A 19259-nucleotide genomic window follows, 5' to 3' on the forward strand; every position below is an offset into this window, starting at 1 on the left:
GAGGAAACGTCGATTTACCTACCTAAAGCGAATCAACTACACTAAACTGCACGCCCCCTGCTGGGGAGACTATTTAGCGCCACTCAAGAGTAACTGATTTTATGCTGCGTTTAACTGACATCAAATTACCATTGGATCATGACACGCTTGCGCTGGAGCAAGCTATTCTGACGAAACTCAAGATTGATAAGACGCAGTTACGCTCATTTGATGTGTTTAAGCGTGGCTACGACGCGCGCAATAATCGGGATATTCAACTGATTTACACATTGGATGTAGACGTTGAAAACCCAGCAGAATTGTTATCACAGTTTGCTCAGGATCCACGCGTTCGCGTTACACCGGACATGCGCTATCAGTTTGTAGCTCACGCGCCGCCCACAATCACATCTCGTCCGGTCGTGGTAGGGTTGGGCCCATGTGGGTTGTTTGCAGCATTAATTCTGGCACAAATGGGATTCAAGCCCATCGTGTTAGAACGCGGTAAAGCTGTGCGAGATCGCACCAAAGACACGTTTGGGTTTTGGCGCAAAAAACCGCTTGATCCCGAATCCAATGTGCAGTTTGGTGAGGGGGGCGCGGGCACATTCTCTGATGGGAAATTGTATAGCCAAGTGAAAGACCGCAAGCACTATGGCCGCAAAGTGCTGCATGAATTTGTGGTTGCCGGCGCGCCGGAAGAAATCATGTACGTCAGTAAACCCCACATTGGTACATTTAAACTGGTCAATATGGTCGAAAAAATGCGCGAGCAAATTATCGCACTGGGCGGTGAGATCCGTTTCAGCACGCGCGTTGATTCATTCGATTTGGTTCCCGATGACGCCGCTGAAAACGCTGCACAGGATCAGGCTATTTCAAACTTGAGCCTGCGCGGATTGCACCTGTCGACTGGCGACTATCTGCCATGCTCACAAGTGATTTTGGCCGTCGGACACAGTGCCAGAGATACCTTTCAAACCTTATACGACCAAGGCGTGTATGTGGAAGCAAAGCCGTTTTCAATTGGCTTTCGGATTGAGCATGAACAAAGCATGATTGACCGATGCCGATTTGGTGACAATGCTGGCCATCCGATTTTAGGCGCAGCCGATTATAAACTGGTACATCACTGCGACAATGGTCGTACCGTGTATAGCTTTTGTATGTGCCCTGGTGGCACCGTCGTCGCAGCAGCATCGGAACCGGGTCGGGTTGTGACCAACGGCATGAGCCAATACTCGCGCCATGAGCGCAACGCAAATAGCGCTATTGTCGTTGGCATCACGCCAGAGCAAGATTTCCCCGGCCACCCACTGGCGGGTATTGAACTGCAACGCAAGCTTGAAGCGCTGGCCTATCAGGCGGGCGGTGAGAATTATCATGCGCCCGCTCAGTTGATTGGTGACTTTCTGGCAGGTCGACCGAGCAATGAACTGGGCGAGGTCAAACCCTCTTACACGCCGGGCATTACGTTGACTGATTTAAGCACGGTTGTACCCGACTATGTGACAGAGTCTATTCGTGAAGCCATACCGGCATTTGACCGTCAGATCAGCGGTTTCGCCAAGCAGGATGGATTGCTGACCGGTGTGGAAACACGCACGTCCTCTCCAGTTTGTGTGAAGCGTGGCGCTGACTATCAAAGTATCAATGTAAAAGGGCTATATCCGGCGGGCGAAGGCGCGGGTTATGCCGGTGGGATCTGGTCTGCAGGGATCGATGGTATCCGTGTTGCCGAAGCGTTGGCGTTGGCACATCCCGAGGCTCAGCCTGCGAATCTGAACGGCGAGAACTAATCCACTAATGCACGGCATTAGCCACCGCGCTTTTTGTTCTGATGTTCAGCTTTCATGCGCTGGCTTTGCGCTGCACGTTTCTCAGTGCGCTTTTCTTTGCGGTCTTTTTTATCTGGCGTCAGAGAGCCGGTCTTAAAGCGCGCTTTACGCTTCGCTTTATCAGCGCGTTTTTTCTCGGCAGCTTCCGCCATTGCTCGCTCTTCCTTCACCAGCATCTCAGGGGTTTCAAGGCTGATCCGACCTAATTTCCCCGATTGAAGCTCGTGTAGCAGTACTTCGCAAATTTTATGTAAGTTCACCCTGCCGCCTCTCATTATGGCGCCACGTGAGCGCGCCGCTGCTTCCAGAAATTCGATTTCTGTGTCTGCAATCTGATCGAGTTTAAAGCGTGTCTTTAGCGCATCAGGGTAGGCTTTAATGAGGTAATCGGCCGCGTAAAACCCGACGTCATCGTACTCCATCGCAGTGTTCTTCACCGCGCCAGAAGCCGCTAAGCGATAGATTGAATGCGGGTTTTCAAGCTTCGGCCACAGCACACCCGGCGTATCAAACAGAACGATACCGCTACCAAGATTGATACGCTGCTGCGCCTTGGTCACCGCGGGTTCGTTGCCGGTTTTGGCAATAGTACGTTCAGCCAGAATATTGATCAAAGTAGACTTGCCCACATTAGGAATGCCAGTGATCATGGCATTAATATTCTTGGTCGAGGCATCCCTTTGCGCGCAAATAGAACGAACTAAATCCATGATTTGCTTTGTATTAGCGGGATCATCACTGGATGTCGTAAGCGTCTTGACCCCGCGCTCGGCTTCCAGATGAGCCTGCCACTTGGCCGTTATTTCCGGATCGGCTAAATCGAACTTATTCAGGATCTTTAAGCACGGCTTATCACCGCGAATCTTAGCGATTTCAGGGTTTTCACTGGAATAAGGAATACGGGCATCAAGTACTTCAATTAAAATATCGACCTGAGTAAGCGACTCTTTTATCTCTTTAAGGGCTTTGTGCATGTGCCCCGGAAACCATTGTAACGCCACGTTAACTGCCTTTTACGTCAAACTGATCGCTAGTTTACTGGATTATTGCGCACAGTGCTGCAATGGATAAATGAAGACTCACACAGAAACTAAGACGTGTTGCCTTGCCAGTGCCGAGTTAGCGGCACACGAATGAACCACCAAAGTCGAAGTGGAAATGGTTGGCATGTTGCGCATTATACTCCGGCCCTAATACGGTTTTAAAATAGTCACAGGCTGACGCATGCATCGCTCGCACGAATTCACCTTCTGGTGTTGCCTCGGGCCAATCGTCGAGTACCGATATCTCTGTGTTGTCAGCCAGTTGAAAGCCGGCAATATCAATCGCGTTGGCGTAAGCGTGTTCGCTGCGCCTTCCTGTTCGAGCATTATTGATATTCCTGCACGCGTAGGTGCCATAGTGGCGAATGCGCTGAACATCTTGACCTAAATACGTCTGAGCCAACGGCAACACTGCATGACGTTCCCACAGTAGCAAACTCACCAATGCCGGACAGGTAAGGCGAATATCTCCCCCATAGGAAATACCCGATTGCTTAAGCACTGCCGCGTTTTTAAAGCCACACGACTCACCGGTTTCACGATCGGTGATACGCTCGTAGTTCACACCGCTGTTCGATAGCACCTCGAAGCAATCTTCTGGCGCGTTTTTCAGTTGCATAATTTTAAATTTGGTGACAAATGTGGGTTGCGAATCCATATTCAATACGGCCCACGGGTTGTAACGATCCGGCAGATACTGGTAAGCCAAGAAGCCAAGCCCAGCAATCATCAGGGCAATACCCAAAAGGATGAACCATCGCCGCATAAACTCTGCCTAAATCACGTTCTAGTCGGTTATTGTGAGATCTAATTCGATCTCACGGCTAACCCATTCCGCATCGGGGTCAGACTCTTTGCCAATATCAAACGCAAGGCGGTCAACGCGGATGGTCGCGGTCATTGCGTTTTCGGCGTCATTCATCAGTTCAAAGCTGACCGGATTGGTGACCCCTCTTAATGTTAGATCGCCGGTTATGGCGTAGCCCTTTGAGGTCGTCTTAATAGCCGTAGACGTGAAGCGCCCTTGCGGATGATTCTCCGTATCGAACCAATCTCCCTCTGGCAATGTACTGTCGTAGGTACGGTCGCCGGTTTTTGCCGAGCCAAGATCAAAGGTTGCCGTGATCTGCGGGTTATCCGCGGGCGGTAAAACCAGCGTTGCTTGCCAATTGTCGAACTTGCCTTCAAAACGCATACCGGCATGCTCACCACGGAATATAAGTGTGCTGTTGGCGTCGCTGGCGTTGATAGTATTGGCAGTTGCAAACGGTGCGCTCATCAATATAACCATTGTTAGCCATAAGCACCGGCAACGTACAGGGAAGTCTTTTGATAGAAGACGATTGAGCATGCTAGGGTTTTTCCTTGATGTGTGTTCGCCACCACATACGCGGCAGCAAATTGAGGTTGTCTTTCACGCGGTGTTTAATGACAGCGGCAATATGCAAAATCATTAGCGAAAGGAACGTCAGCCCAGTGTACCAATGGATTTCACGCGCAATTGATTCAATGGTTTTATTGCGTTCGACACCTGGGATGTGTGGCCATTCAAACCAGTCAAATACAATGGTAGGTAAGCCAAAGGGGCTGGCGGACACCATTAACCACCCAGACAGTGGCATCACGATCATCGCAGCATATAACGCCCAATGCCCCCACTTTGCCAAGCGCTTTTCCTGATGGGTCATTGCGTCTGGCAGACGCGGTTGGCTGGTTATCCAGCGTACAATTAACCGCAGCGCAATGCTCAGCAATACCAACACACCGGCACTTTTATGTATTTGAAACAGCTTGTACTGGTCTGCCTTACTCATATCGACATTCACCATGAACAAACCACTTGCGAACATAAACAACAGCGCCAGCGCAATCAGCCAATGCAGAGCAATCGACACACTATGGTAACGCGCAGCCATTGCTTTGTTACCTATTCGTCAGTCTTAATAAATTCGCCTTCGATCATCACATCAACGCTGTCGCCAATGTTCGGCACGTACTTCGTCATACCCCACTCAGAACGATTGATTGTGGTGGTTGCAGAAAAGCCCATCGTAGGCTTTCCACTGAAGGGTTGGCGCTGCATTGCACCATTAAACTCGACGTCTAGCGTCACAGGCTTGGTAACGCCTAAGAAGGTCAGCTCACCGCTCATCTCAGCGCGTTGTTCCGTCAGCATATCGATGCCCGTTGAGCGAAAGGTAATATTGGCAAACTTCCCGGCGTTAAACCATGCCTCGTCTGTGGCTAAAATATTGTCGAAGTCTTTTTCATCGGCATTGGGGTACGCGGTTTGAATGGACATCGGATTAATTGTGGCGGTGACCGTGCTTTTCTCGATGTTGTTTGCATCGAAGGTGATACTCGCATCAAAATCAGCGAAGCGTGCGGTGTAATCTGATAAACCAAGATGTGACACCTTCCAGACAATACTGGCGTGAGTAAGATCGACGGTATATTCGCCGCTGGGCATTTCATTGAAGGTGCTTTTGGCAAATACCCAACTGATACAGCCAGTTAAGCTGAGGGTAGCCACGATAACGATTTTAGGCAGCAAATGCGGAGTTAGTTTCATCACAATCCTTGGTCAGTTTTGATTAATCGACAATACGCAAACTACGCCGCTCCGGTTTCATTGTGCTCAACAGTTTCGCTCAACAGCGTACACTCTGAGACTAACAACTGTTTTGGACGCCAAGCTAATGCAGTTTGAGGGTTGGCCGCAAACGTCGGTTAATCCGGTTCACCAACATGAATAACAGGGTTTTCAAGCGCCCATAGATCACGAACTGATGCATGCGATAAAGGCTGATGTAGACCATTCTGGCTAACCGACCCTCAATAAACATACTGCCCTTAGTGAGGTTGCCCATCAAACTGCCTACCGTCGAATAGGTCGACAAGGAAACCAGTGAACCATAATCCACATATTGGTAATCCTGTAACGGTTTATAGGCATCCATCAACTTGATGTTTTTCAACACATGCGAGGCCATTTGGTGTGCAGATTGTGCGCGAGGCGGCACTTTCGAACCGTCTGGCATTTCACAGTGGGCGCAATCGCCCAATGCGAATATGGCGCTATCCACGGTACTGACCAACTTGCGATCCACTTTGATTTGATTGATCCGGTTCGTTGCTAACCCGCCAATCTCATGCAGAAAATCCGGTGCTTTGATGCCCGCTGCCCAAACCGACATTTTACTGGAAATAAATTCACCTTCACGAGTATGCAGACCGTCCGCCTCAACTTTCGATACTGCCGTATTGAGTAATATCTCGACGCCTAACTTTTCCAATTCACGTTTAGTGGCACTGGCAATACGCTCAGGCAAAGCCGGCAGTAATCGAGGCCCAGCCTCGACCAGTCGTACTTTTAAGCGATTTTTAGACAGATGGTTGTACCCATATGACTTTAACAGCTCGGTGGTTTTGTACAATTCTGCCGCCAGTTCCACGCCGGTTGCTCCGGCACCCACAATCGCGATTTCGAGCGTATGCTTGGTATCATCTGCTTGCAGTTTGAGAAATTCATTGAGCAAGCGTGTATGAAAGCGCTGCGCGCTTTGCGGTGAGTCTAAAAATATACAGTGCTCGCGCGCGCCCTCTGTACCAAAATCATTGGTGACTGAACCGAGCGCAAAAACCAGCCGAGTGTAATGCAGTTCACGTTGTGTCAGCACGGTTTGCCCTTCGTTGTCCAATAAGGGAGCTAACTGCACAACGCAGCGGTCGCGATCCAACCCCACCATGGTACCTAAATGAAACACAAATCCATTTTTGTTGCCTAAAGATAGATAGTCCACGCCGTCAATATCGGGATCCATCGCCCCAGCCGCCACTTCATGCAGTAGCGGCTTCCAAATGTGCGTTCGATTTTGATCAACCAGAATAACTTTGTGATTAAAGCCACGATAGTGACGCCCCAACTTGATAGCCAGTTCAAGTCCGCCTGCACCGCCACCAATGATGAGTGTGCATTGGTCTTCGGGTGAGTTGGCAAGTTGTGACACAGGGTGATCTCCGGTAGTTTGGTAGTCAGTCATGTCGCAGAAATCGACAGTCCTTTGAATGCGATTCATGTTATCAAACTCTGGCATTGCCGTCGTTATCCAAACTGGCAATTCATGCTAAATAATCAGCACCGACCAGCGTTGATTTAATAGACACTGAGTGAAAGTTACGTTATACACAAAGACAGCTGTGCAGAAATCCAATGGAGAGGGTGTTGGGCAGGTGAGTGACAAACCGATAGGCGCCGGTCAAATTAGTGATGAAGCTTTACTGATCCAAAAGTATAAGCCTCTGATTGACAAGCTTATTCCATTACAACAGGAAAACCGCCTGCTAGAAGGCTTGAATAAGTTTTCGGATAAAATTCCTAGTCGCGTTCGCAATATTATCAAGCAGGAAGTGATTCGACTCACCTCATTGACCGACGCCAGCGCGGATAATTCCGAGTTTGCAAAATTCCCCGTGCTGAAATTTAAACACTTCGGCATCCCCATGCGGCTGGATAAAGTCGGCAAAGAAATTCTCGACCGTGAAACCAAACGTTTTCTCGACCGCTACACGGTTGGTGTGTTCGAGTCGGTGATGAACTCTGAGCATTACCAATCGAAAGTTCGGCAGGAACAGCAGGAAAAGATCGTTAAAGCCTTTAGTGTTGAGTCTCAGTCGTTTAAAGATATCGATTTTGCCGACGACTTGGCCATTAAGCCCAACTTTACTGTATTTTGTGCTGAGTTTGATAAAGGCCGAAACTGTCCCCTTGCGGCTCTGTCTAGCTCAGGAATGATCGTTGAAACCAAGCGAGCGCCGATTGTGGAGGGCGAGCATGATACGTTGTCTTTCACCTTCCCAGACATTGCCGGTTTAACCAGTAAAGGCACACAGATCGCGTTTGAGATGGGTGAAAGTCGTTTCAATCGCGCGCTCTCGGTGTTTGAAACCCAGTTTACGCTAGCAAAGGGAACACCGCGGAAGCTGGTCGAGCGCCTGTCCAATTACGTTGAAAAAATGGTTAATCAGGTGCCATTGCAGCGCGATCTCGAAATTGAACGCGTGATGCAGGACTTGGAACGAGACCGAATATTTTCATTCAGCCCATGGATCCCGATTTTTGTGGCTGGCGACGCACAAAAATTCACCCCAAGGTTTCAATTAATCACGCCCACTAACGCTGAATACAATGAAGCGTTCGTACCCGCGCGAGACCTTCCAGGTTCCGCTATCTTTCAGCGCTTAATGAGCGAGCTGATTGAGCATCAGGAAACTTTTTTACTCAAAGGGATTTTTACCCGCGGCGAGCAGTCGTTTAATGTCGCGATTACCTATCGCGATTTATGTAAGACCAACAGCGTTAAACAATTCATTGAGCTAGCGGCGCAATCGGGCAGCTTTAAAGTGCTGCAGTGCCGGCTGCGCTCCGTTAGCGCGGCGCATAAAGCGCTGGCAATGGATATTCACGATATGATTGCGAATGATTATCCTGAACTATCCAGCGTCAAGCACATTTTATTTTGTAAGGATGTGACAAACTGGATAGGCGATTTGGTGGTCGCCGCACCCGAGCCATTTAAACCGTTTCCGAAATCGATCATTGATGATGCATCGGAGTGGCCACTGACGGCTGTCATGGAGCAAGCTTCTGATCGGCGCAAAGAAGCACGCTACGTGATGGACTCAGAATCGAGTATTAAAACAGGACTTTTCACGCAAGCTCCCGCAAAGCTGGTCGACCTCTCAGCGAGTGGGCTAAAGTTGATCATGAGCCAGCCTCAAGAGTTCGAGCCGTCCCAGACAGTCAAAGTAAGCATCAAAGATTTAAAAGTGAGCAATGAAGTGTATGAAGTGGCAGGCTATAACAGCAGCTCTGGCATTCTACGCTTAAAATTACCCAACGAAAACAAAGCATCAAACCGCAGCCGCCTGAAACGCCTATTCAGCCACAACGCCGACTATTTTTCACAGCGCGATCTGAGTCGCAAGCAACGCAATTTCCATCGTTTTCTGTGGGAGTTGTGTATTCGTAATCTGCCCTGCGCGTCTGTGCTGATCAGCAACAATCGCTTCACAATTGATCGGCTCAAAACGGTATATCATGCTGAAAATGATCGCGACCTTGAGCCGTTTAGCGTGCTGGCCAACGAAGTGCCATTACATGGATTTTTTGCGGATAAAGAGGCAACAAAACCAAAATCGACCACACTTGACAACATGCTTAAACATGACCAGCGCGATGTGCACGTTATTCACGTGGTGAAGAACAAAGATCAGAGCATCATTTATGTCAAAGAGCATGATTTTCTGTATGGCAAAACAAGGCTACAGATCAGCGCTCACGTTGCTCAACAGAATGTTAAAGCGTGCGTGACTCACTTGTGCGCCATTCGGTGCAATACTGCGGAAACCCCCTTGACCAGTAAGCGTTTTGCACAGCTATCTAAAATTGATATCGACATGTATGAGAAACTTAAAATTATGCAATCCGGCTATACGCACGTGCTCTATCTGTCAAATGTAGCTGATTTTCATAATATCCTGCTTAAATTTGGTATTGCCCCCGCGCCGCAGGCCAGCACCCCGTTGGACACTTCCAGTATCGCTGCCGATAACACCTGATTCTCGGTGCGTCGTCTACGGTGTAACTTGCCAGGCTCGAAATATTTCACGCAAAAATAAGCCATTCGGACTCAAGTGCTCATCCTTCCATTTGCCATTGGTCGGCGCGTGTGGCAACAACATCGCAGAGCCTTCCTGTTTATTCGTGATTGACCAACTCACATGAGACAAATGATTTTGCTTGATCCACACTAACCAGCGCAGCGACTCTTCAAGGTCAATGTCGCCATCCCCGGTTGCCTCTACACTGCCCCACTCGGAAACAAACAGTGTTAAGCCAGCATCAATCGCTTTTTGCGCTTTATCACGCAGCGGCTGCTTGTGAGTGCCAGCGTAAAAATGCAATACATAAGCGATGTTTGCATAGCCAATTAGCGGGTCTTTCGCCGCAAGATCAACATCTTGAGACCATGTGGGAGTGCCGACCAAAATTACATTATCGGGGTCAATTTTACGAATGGCTGAAATCACCTTATTGGCATAAGGCTTTACGTCATCCTGCCAATCGGTTGTGTTAAGGGGTTCATTGTAAATTTCATAGATGACATTGGGTGAATCGCCAAAGCGCGTCGCCATTTCTGAGAAAAATGCGACGGCCTGTGCTTCGATATCCTCAGCCCGATGCGAATGCCAGTCGATAATAACGTAAATTCCCTGTTCAATAGCGGCCTCAACCACGGCGATGACTCGTGCTTTGTTGGCTTCAGGGTCTTTAATGTAACTGCCGCCACTATCAGCGCCCATGGCAGCGCGGATCACACTGGCGTTCCAGTCTTTAGCGACGGTTTCTACCACGCCAGCGTTGTAGAATGCCTCTCCCGGCCACCCACTGTTGCTCCAAAACAAACTTGGCCCTGCCAATGATAGCGGCACGTTAGTTTCACTCACCAAATAGCCTTGTTTGGTCGCAAGGTGCCCATACAGGGCGACCGGCGATCCGGCTGGTGCTGCGCCAACTGACAGCGAGAAGAGTAAAGCCAATGCTAGACAGGGCTGACTGAAAAAAGCAAACAGAACGCGTAAATTCGGCATTGTTCGTAAACCATCTGAAAACAGTAGGTTAAGGCTAATACGGATTTTTGCTGGCGCGATAATACAAATCCGCTAACCAATATGACTTAATCGGCGTTTTTAAATTGCAGGCGAAGTTGACTGACAGTTTTGCCATAGTGTTCTTTCAAGACTGCATGCATATACTGTTGCGATGGATAGCCACTGCGCTTGGCAATATCGTCTAGTGAAAAATCAGTGTCTTTTAGTAATCGGCATGCTTCCTCGCGCTTGCATAAATGCAGCTGCTGGTGCACCGACATCCCCACTTCCTGCTTGAATCGAGTTTCCAACTGTGAGCGCGAGACTGCCAGATGCTGCGCTACCTGTTCCACTTTTATTCCGTGGCTGGCGCGCTGCCGAATATAGTGCATCGCTTGTATCACTAAAGGATCATTGAGTGACTTAAAATCCGTTGACTGCCGCTGCACGACGCCGGTGGGAGCGATCAATAGCCTCGGGGGTAACCGTGAAACTGGTGAAGTGAGACACAGATGCAGCAGCCTTGCTGCGCTAAATCCCATCTCAAAACACCCCTGGTTGATAGAACTCAGACTGACTTTACTGAGGTTACGTGCGATATCATCATCGTCAATCCCAATCAACGACACCTGATCAGGCACAGCCCGATTGGTCCGCTCACACGCTTGTAAAATGTGCCGGGCACGGGCATCAGTTACGGCCAAAATGCCTACCGGCACTGGTAATTCATTAATCCAACCCGCCAGACGCTGCATAGAGACTTCCCAGGTTGTTGCGCGTGTAACATCTCCACGAAAGACGCTGAGCGAGAAGCCCGCATCGCGGCATTGCGATATCATTGCGCGTTCTCGCTCACGTGCCCATCGATGTCGATTATCGTGAGGCAAGCCATAAAATGCGAAACGCTCAAGCCCTTTTTCTCGCAGATGGGCTAACGCCAATGCAACGATGGCGTTATTGTCAGTCGCAACGTAGGGGACATTCGGGTAAAGCGACTCATCGTGATACGAACTCCCTACAGCGACAACCGGTATTTGTTTACCCAGCAAGGCATTTTCGATTTCTGGATCATCGAAGTCGGCGATGATCCCGTCCACCTCCCATTGGTGGAGTTCTTTGAGTCGAGCCAGACAATCTTCTTCCAAAAACACGTCCCAACAAACTTGCGTTGATTGCAGATAATGTCCAATACCCTCAATCACGTGACGGTCATAAATTTTATTCGCGTTGAAAAGAAGTCCGATACGCCGTTGTTGCATGAACTGATGCTTATGTTGATCCTGACGTAAATCACTATACAGAAGAATACACTCAGCCTTGAAGAAATTACGAAATTTAATTATGAAATTTCGTAATTGTTTTTCGTGGTGCGAGTGTCACGATAAGAGCATGACTTGGTTAACACGTGATGGCGATGTATTTAGGCATAGATTTAGGCACTTCAAACATAAAACTGGTGTTGCTTAGCAGCTCAGGAAAGCTGATCGACTCGGTATCCTCACCGTTGAATGTAGAGCGACCTCACCCTCTGTGGTCTGAACAACACCCGAACGACTGGTGGCATACGTTCGACGCGGCCATGCAGAGCCTGATTCAGAGAAACGACGCCGCGCGTATCGAAGCGATTGGTCTTACCGGCCAAATGCATGGCGCTGTGTTGCTCGACACGCACGGCGATGTAATCCGTCCGGCTATTTTATGGAATGACGGGCGTTCGTCAGAGCAGTGCAAACAGTTAAAAGACCAAGTGGCAGACTCTGAGGTAATTACCGGCAACCTGATCATGCCAGGCTTTACCGCGCCCAAACTACTGTGGCTACAACAAAACGAGCCTGAAGCTTTTGCGCGTATTCATAAGGTATTGCTACCCAAAGATTATTTGCGCTGGTGCTTAACCAATGATTACGCCACTGATGTATCTGACGCCGCCGGCACCTTGTGGCTTGATGTTGCTCGCAGAGACTGGTCTGACACCATGCTGACAGCCTGTGGACTTGACCGCTCGCACATGCCGCGCCTGTATGAGGGAACGCAAATCACGGGGATCATCAAACCTGCGCTGGCAAAACGTTGGGGGATGCAGTGTGTTGCTGTCGTCGCAGGCGGTAGCGACAATGCAGCAGGCGCAGTGGGTGTGGGCGTAGTCGGTCAGCAGCGAGGAATGCTGTCGTTGGGTACGTCTGGGGTTTACTTTGTGTCGGCGCAGCGTTATTCACAAGGCTGTGAAGACGCGGTACACAGTTTTTGTCACGCGTTACCCAATCAATGGCATTTGATGTCTGTCATGCTCAGTGCGGCAAGTTGTTTGCAATGGTTCGCTGATCAGGTTGCCAAACAGCCGCTAGACAGGTTAATGCAGTCAGTCGAGTCCGAATGCACCATTGCCGAAGATATCCCTTACTTTTTGCCTTATTTGAGTGGTGAGCGCACACCGCATAACGATCCGTTAGTGCAGGGAAGCTTCATCGGCTTAACGCACTCAACCACTCAGCAGCAAATGCTTGTTGCCGTGTTAGAGGGCGTTAGCTTTGCCTTTGCCGATGCCGTAGAGGTTTTGCACAATACCGGTACGGTTGCACAGAATATTACCCTGATTGGTGGTGGTACTCGCAGCGACTTTTGGCGACAGATGCTGGCAGATGTTCTGAATTTGCCTTTGGATTACCGAGAAGATGGCGAAGTCGGCCCCGCATTAGGCGCGGCAAAACTTGCGCAAATTGCCATAGAAACACACCGAACTGTGTCACAGATATGCACTCAGCCACGTCTGATTAAACGCTACCACCCCACTCCTGCTAAACATGCGGTGTTGGCGCAGCGGCGCCACAAATTCGTTGCCTTGTATTCTGCGCTGTCAGGGCACTACCACTCTTAACGTAGGAAACCATTATGTCGACTTATTTTGATGCTATCCCCACGATCACGTATGAAGGTCCAGACTCAGACAATCCGTTAGCCTTTCACCATTATCGTGCTGATGAGGTGATCTTGGGTAAAACAATGCGAGAGCACCTGCGTTTTGCTGCTTGCTATTGGCACAATTTCTGTTGGGATGGCGCTGATGTATTTGGACAAGGCACCTTTAACCGGCCTTGGCTGAAAAGCGCAGACTCAATGGCCCAAGCGAAGCAAAAGTGCAATGTGGCATTTGAGTTTTTTGAAAAACTGACTGTTCCCTATTACTGCTTTCACGACATTGATGTTTCGCCAGAAGGCGATAATTTGCGCGACTATGTGAATAACTTCGCCAGCATGATTGATGTTCTTGAGCAAAAACAGGATACGACCGGGGTTAAATTATTGTGGGGAACGGCAAATCTATTCAGCAACCCGCGCTACACTGCCGGTGCGGCTTCCAATCCGGACCCTGAAGTGTTCAGCTACGCCGCAACGCAGGTTTTCCACGCCATGAATGCAACTCATCGACTTGGCGGTGAAAATTATGTGTTATGGGGCGGTCGAGAAGGATACGAAACACTGTTAAACACTGATATGGCGCGCGAGCGCGAGCAATTAGGTCGATTCTTCAGCATGGTGGCCGAGCACAAACATAAAATCGGCTTTCAGGGCACTTTACTGATTGAGCCTAAGCCGCAGGAACCTACCAAGCATCAATACGATTATGACAGCGCGACAGTCTATGGATTTTTGAAACAGTTCGGCCTTGAAGAAGAATTTAAGGTTAATATTGAAGCAAATCATGCCACCCTTGCAGGGCACTCTTTTCACCACGAAATCGCCACTGCTATCGCGTTGGGTATTTTTGGTAGTATTGACGCCAATCGAGGGGATGCGCAAAACGGCTGGGACACAGACCAATTCCCAAATGATATCCAAGAGTTAACCTTGGTCTTGTATGAAATCCTTAAGTCTGGTGGGTTTACCACTGGTGGCTTAAATTTTGATTGTAAACTGCGCCGCCAAAGCTGCAACCCTGCGGATTTATTCCACGGTCATATCGGTGCAATGGACGCGCTTGCATTAGCGCTCAGAAAAGCGGTATGTCTGCTAGAAAGCGAAGCGTTAAGCAGGGCTGTTGAGACTCGATACTCAGCTTGGAAACATCCTACTGGCCAGGATATTTTGCAAGGAGAATTTTCTTTGGCATCACTTGCCGATTGGTCGCTTAAGCGGAATATCTCGCCCCGAGCCGTAAGCGGCCAGCAAGAGCAATTGGAAAATGCGGTTATTCGCTCAATTTTCAGATAAGGATTATCATCGGCAAATTTGCTTAATTCATCGAGCTTGGCTCGCGTTTTTAAATCTGTGTGGTATTTTTTGAATAATACGAACCCTTGAATTAGTCGATTATGTCTAAACAGGCAACCGCATTGCTTCAGTATGCTTTTCAATATAGCACTCTGCTGCTTGCGTTTTTGCTGATGAGCAATGCGGTGCATGCAGACCAGCATAGCGTCGTGATCGGCACCACCGAAATTCCAGGGCAATTGACCCGACACGGCCAGTCGAATGGTGAATACGACCAGTTGCTGGCTCAGTTAACCGATGTGACGCTGATTTTTGCCCCTTACAGTAGAGTCGAGCGCCTCTTTGATCGTGCCGAGGTGGATTGCCTGTTTCCTGCCAGCACGGTTACGATCCCAAATAAAGATGAACTGATTGAAAGTCTTCCGTTCACTCAATCTCCCGCCTATTTATTCAGCCCCTACCCTTATTCCGATATTCAAGAGTTTGCGGGTAAAACGATTGCGATACGCCGCGGCATGTCTGTGGGTGGCATTCGAGAAACCTTACCGGCTCGGTATATCGATTTAGACTCCGAACAGGCGCTTGTTCAATTTCTCGCCCTGCGACGAGCAGATGCGTTTATCGCCTACCTGAGTGATATTGAAACCATCTACCGTGAAGCGCACCGCCCCCTTGATTTTTTCGCACAAGATAAACCGGTTTATATTTCTCATGAGGCATTTGTATGCCGCAACAGTCCGCGGCTGATGGCATTCATTGTCAGTGTGAATGAGCACATCAAACGGTTCGCTCGCGACAATGATTAGAAAATCAGGCGCGTTCGCTATAACCTAGTCGGTATATTAAAAAGAAGAAAACCCTATGAAAATTATAATTACGTTTATTTTTGCTGCATCGTTGGCAATGCCGTTCTTATCGGAAGCTGCTGAACCGGGTTACTACCGAGCTCCCTCGCTACATAGCGATACCCTTGTGTTTACCGCTGAAGGTGATATTTGGCGTATGCAATTGGGTGACTCACACGCGATGCGATTGACCACCCACCCCGCTGAAGAGCACAGTGCCGTTATATCACCGGACGGCAATCAGATTGCTTTCGCAGCCAATTATGAAGGCGCGACCGAGGTGTATACGATGCCAATGCGTGGCGGGGTTGCTAAACGCGTCACATTTGAAAACCACCAGATTAAGTTACATGCCTGGTCAGAAGACGGCATATTGTTCGCCACCGCGAATCGTATTGGTACCGCAGGCTCATGGGTGTTAAAGCGAGTTAACCCCGACACCTTAAAAAGCACGGTATTACCCGTTGCCAATGCGGTGGAAGGCGACATCGACAATTCAACACTGGTATTTGCGCAGCACGGTTTGCAGGTATCAACTGATAATGCCAACCGTTATCGTGGCGGAGCGAAAGGTGAACTATGGCGCTTTGAACTCAACACGGATCGGGAAGCAACGCATTTAACTGCCGCGCACGCAGGTTCAGTGCGGTCGCCGATGATTGCAGGTGACAAAGTCTATTTCATTAGTAATGACAGTGGCTTAGACAATATATGGTCAATGACCATTGAGGGTAAAGCGCTTGAACAAGTGACTCAGTTTGACGACTGGGCCGTGCGTGAGCCCATGTTGAACAACGGTCGTATTGCTTTTCAGCACGGCGCTGATATTAAGATCCTTACGTTGGCCACAGGCCAAGTCGACACGATTCAACCTCAGCTTATTTCTGACTTTCCGGCGTTGCGAGAAAACTGGATCAACCAACCGCTCAAACAGTTGGAGTCCGCCCGCTATTCCGGTGCCGGTGACAGAGTTACATTGACAGCACGTGGCCACAGCGCTGTTGCTGGGATCACGTCAGCACGATTAACGCCAATAGCCACGGATGCAAAAGCCCGCACCCGACAAGCCATACTTGGTCACGAAGGGAAATGGGTGTACGCCTTGAGTGATGCCTCAGGTGAAACCGAAATCTGGCGTTTCTCAGCTGATGGTAAGAGCAGTGCAACACAATTAACCTTTGATGGCAGCACGATGCGTTGGAGCCTGTATCCATCTCCTGACGGAAAATGGATTGCGCATGACGATAAAGCGGGGAATCTCTGGTTACTCAACCTTGAGTCAGGCAAAAACACAGCCATCATTGACGACAACACCGGTTTAGATCCGATCTCTGATGTGGTTTGGTCTAACGATAGCCATTTGCTGGCGATCACGTATCGTCAAAAACAAGTAGAGCGACCACGGATATTGCTCTACTCGCTAGCGGAGCAAAAGCAACGTATTCTGACATCAGAAAAATATGAGTCGTATTCACCCGCGTTCAGTAGTGACAATCAGTGGTTATATTTTCTCTCTGACCGCGACTTCATTGCTTCGCCAAGCGCGCCGTGGGGCGACCGCAATATGGGGCCCATGTTTGATAGGCGTACCAAAATTTATGCGGTGAGCCTCGACCCGAGTGCCGACTTTGCTTTTCAACCACCCAATGAGCTCACCGACGCACGCGCAAGTGAAAAAAATAACGCGGCCACAGAACAAACTCAGCTACCAGATTCAGAATCAGAAGAACAAGGTGCTAACCCACCTTCTCCTACGAAGATCGCGTGGGACAATATCGCCCAACGCCTGTGGGAAGTGCCGATGCCGTCTGGAAATTACGCTATGCTGAGTATGAATGAGAAATTTCTGTTCGTGCGTGATCGCGTTTCAGAGCCTAATTCAAAGCCGGTATTAAAATCGTTAGCGCTTTCGCATGATGCTAAACCGGAGACGTTTGCTGAAGGGATTGTCGACTATCGACTTTCCTATGATGGCAAGCGTATGTTTGTCAGAAAAGAAGGCGGTGACAATGCAAACCTGTTCATTGTAGATGCGGCCGGTACGTTTCCAAAAGACACTAAAAATGCCAAGGTGCATACCGCACAATGGAAATTGGTCATCGATCCCCGCCAAGAATGGCAGCAGATATTCCGTGATGCGTGGTTAATGCATCGAGACTCGCTATTTGATGCAACGATGCGCGGTCTGGATTGGCAAGCTACGCGCGAAAAATATACCCCTTTGTTAGCTCGGATCACCGACAGACACGAGTTGAATGATATTTTTGAACAGATGATGGGCGAACTCAACACGCTTCACTCTCAGGTTCGTGGCGGCGACGTAAGCCGTGACAAAGACGCACCTAAACCAGCTGATCTGGGCGCGGTGTTTGAGGATGCTGATGCGGGGCTGATAGTGTCGCACATCTATCGCACTGATCCCGAGCTTCCAAGCGATGCCTCACCACTGAATCAGCCAGGCGTTGATGTCAGTATTGGTGATGTACTTATCGCAGTGAACAATCAACCTGTTGAGCACAATGCGGCACTAGCGACCCAGTTACGCAATCAGGCAGGAAAACAGGTTTTGCTAACGCTCACCCGCAAAGGTGAGTCATTCAATGCGGTCGTCACGCCAGTATCAGCGCAGCAGGCAGCGCGTCTACGCTATCAGGATTGGACAATGTCAAACCTCGAAAAGGTAACTAAGGCCTCTGCCGACATTGGTTACTTGCACCTCTATGCGATGGGCGGTCGTGACATCGCCCATTTTGCTCGGGAGTTTTACGCGCAATACGATAAACCTGCATTGATCATTGATGTTCGAGGTAATCGCGGAGGCAATATTGATGCCTGGATACTGGAAAAGTTGCTTAAACGCACATGGGCGTTCTGGCAATCAACCAATGGCGAGCAATTTACTAATATGCAGCAGACATTTCGCGGTCATCTGGTGGTGCTTGCCGATGAATTTACTTATTCAGACGGCGAAACATTTACCGCCGGCGTGAAAGCACTGGACCTTGGCACCGTAATTGGCAAACAAACGGCAGGGGCTGGCGTGTGGTTGTCCGGTCGCAATCGCTTAGTCGACGGTGGCATTGCACGGGTGGCTGAGTTTCCGGTATTTAATACCGATGGCCAATTTATTGTAGAAGGCCATGGCGTTGAGCCTGATGTGGAAGTGGACAATTTACCGCACGCCACCTTTAACGGCAACGATGTACAGTTGCAAGAGGCCATAAAATGGTTAACTAAACGCTTGAAAGACGCGCCCGTGAAACCACTAAAAGCGAAGCCTTTCCCTACTGATATGGGCCCGGGACACAGTGTGCGAAACCCTAACCGCTAATCCAGTTGAGCTGCCTGCGCGGTTTTGCGCAGGCGATTTCTGATGATCACAGATAGGATCAGGAGCGCGAAAACCAAGGTTACGGTGTTCGCAGCAATGATGGGGAGATCTTTTTTCAGCAGACCGTAAATTAACCATAGCGCTACGCCCGTACTAAAGATAATGTACATCATTAACGATAAAGAATGAGTGTCGCCGGTTTTCAGCACTTTGAGCGCCTGAGGTAAAAATGCACAGGTAGTACAAATGGCTGCGAGATAGCCGATTAGGTGTAAAGCGTCCATGGTCTACTCATTGCTGCACAAGGTTTGTTAGCCTGAGTCTTTTAAGAACCATACGCAAGTGAATTTGTACTGATATT

At 49.2% G+C, this 19259-nt stretch carries 15 protein-coding genes; 6 read left to right on the forward strand and 9 right to left on the reverse strand.

What is annotated here, in order from left to right:
• Window positions 1–101: 101 nt before the first annotated feature.
• A complete protein-coding gene (locus KIU71_RS15470; protein WP_214132203.1) occupies window positions 102–1778 on the forward strand; it encodes an NAD(P)/FAD-dependent oxidoreductase in 1677 nt (558 codons plus the stop codon).
• 17 nt (window positions 1779–1795) lie between these two features.
• Here KIU71_RS15470 and ylqF read toward each other — a convergent pair whose 3' ends face one another.
• From ylqF to KIU71_RS15500, 6 genes are all read right to left on the reverse strand, one after another.
• On the reverse strand, window positions 1796–2818 hold the full coding sequence (ylqF, locus tag KIU71_RS15475; RefSeq protein WP_214132204.1) for a ribosome biogenesis GTPase YlqF: 1023 nt from the start codon (window positions 2816–2818) through the stop codon (window positions 1796–1798).
• A gap of 118 nt (window positions 2819–2936) precedes the next feature.
• Complete coding sequence (locus KIU71_RS15480) at window positions 2937–3626, reverse strand: extensin-like domain-containing protein (RefSeq protein WP_214132205.1); 690 nt, start codon at window positions 3624–3626, stop codon at window positions 2937–2939.
• A 21-nt stretch (window positions 3627–3647) separates the two neighbouring features.
• Window positions 3648–4139 (reverse strand): YceI family protein, encoded by a 492-nt coding sequence (locus tag KIU71_RS15485; RefSeq protein WP_250207565.1) that lies wholly within the window; start codon window positions 4137–4139, stop codon window positions 3648–3650.
• A gap of 73 nt (window positions 4140–4212) precedes the next feature.
• The gene (locus KIU71_RS15490; RefSeq protein ID WP_214132207.1) at window positions 4213–4776 is read right to left on the reverse strand and encodes a cytochrome b; all 564 of its coding nucleotides are present in this window, start codon (window positions 4774–4776) and stop codon (window positions 4213–4215) included.
• 11 nt (window positions 4777–4787) lie between these two features.
• Window positions 4788–5432, reverse strand: a complete 645-nt coding sequence (locus KIU71_RS15495; RefSeq protein WP_214132208.1) for a YceI family protein — start codon at window positions 5430–5432, stop codon at window positions 4788–4790.
• Window positions 5433–5556: 124 nt separating this feature from the next.
• Window positions 5557–6957, reverse strand: a complete 1401-nt coding sequence (locus KIU71_RS15500; RefSeq protein ID WP_250207566.1) for an NAD(P)/FAD-dependent oxidoreductase — start codon at window positions 6955–6957, stop codon at window positions 5557–5559.
• 103 nt (window positions 6958–7060) lie between these two features.
• On the opposite strand from KIU71_RS15500, the gene KIU71_RS15505 reads away from it, so the two are divergent.
• The gene (locus tag KIU71_RS15505) at window positions 7061–9481 is read left to right on the forward strand and encodes a PilZ domain-containing protein (RefSeq protein ID WP_214132209.1); all 2421 of its coding nucleotides are present in this window, start codon (window positions 7061–7063) and stop codon (window positions 9479–9481) included.
• A 15-nt stretch (window positions 9482–9496) separates the two neighbouring features.
• Here KIU71_RS15505 and KIU71_RS15510 read toward each other — a convergent pair whose 3' ends face one another.
• Window positions 9497–10513 (reverse strand): glycoside hydrolase family 5 protein, encoded by a 1017-nt coding sequence (locus KIU71_RS15510; RefSeq protein ID WP_214132210.1) that lies wholly within the window; start codon window positions 10511–10513, stop codon window positions 9497–9499.
• An 86-nt stretch (window positions 10514–10599) separates the two neighbouring features.
• Entirely contained in the window at window positions 10600–11772 is a 1173-nt protein-coding gene (locus KIU71_RS15515) for a XylR family transcriptional regulator (protein WP_214132211.1), read from the reverse strand.
• Between the two features lie 155 nt (window positions 11773–11927).
• Between KIU71_RS15515 and xylB the strand changes: the two genes are divergently transcribed.
• The 4 genes from xylB (at window position 11928) to KIU71_RS15535 (ending at window position 18898) form a co-directional block, all read left to right on the forward strand.
• A complete protein-coding gene (gene xylB, locus KIU71_RS15520) occupies window positions 11928–13388 on the forward strand; it encodes a xylulokinase (protein ID WP_214132297.1) in 1461 nt (486 codons plus the stop codon).
• A 14-nt stretch (window positions 13389–13402) separates the two neighbouring features.
• On the forward strand, window positions 13403–14722 hold the full coding sequence (gene xylA, locus KIU71_RS15525; RefSeq protein WP_214132212.1) for a xylose isomerase: 1320 nt from the start codon (window positions 13403–13405) through the stop codon (window positions 14720–14722).
• 101 nt (window positions 14723–14823) lie between these two features.
• Window positions 14824–15528, forward strand: coding sequence for a hypothetical protein (locus tag KIU71_RS15530; protein WP_214132213.1), 705 nt, complete (start codon window positions 14824–14826; stop codon window positions 15526–15528).
• A gap of 55 nt (window positions 15529–15583) precedes the next feature.
• Entirely contained in the window at window positions 15584–18898 is a 3315-nt protein-coding gene (locus KIU71_RS15535) for a S41 family peptidase (RefSeq protein ID WP_214132214.1), read from the forward strand.
• Here the strand turns inward: KIU71_RS15535 and KIU71_RS15540 are convergent.
• Window positions 18895–19182 (reverse strand): SemiSWEET transporter, encoded by a 288-nt coding sequence (locus tag KIU71_RS15540; RefSeq protein WP_214132215.1) that lies wholly within the window; start codon window positions 19180–19182, stop codon window positions 18895–18897. The two genes, KIU71_RS15535 and KIU71_RS15540, sit on opposite strands and share 4 nt — an antisense overlap.
• Window positions 19183–19259 lie beyond the last annotated feature (77 nt).

Source organism: Alteromonas oceanisediminis (assembly GCF_018474025.1).
Classification (GTDB): Bacteria; Pseudomonadota; Gammaproteobacteria; order Enterobacterales; family Alteromonadaceae; genus Alteromonas_E; species Alteromonas_E oceanisediminis.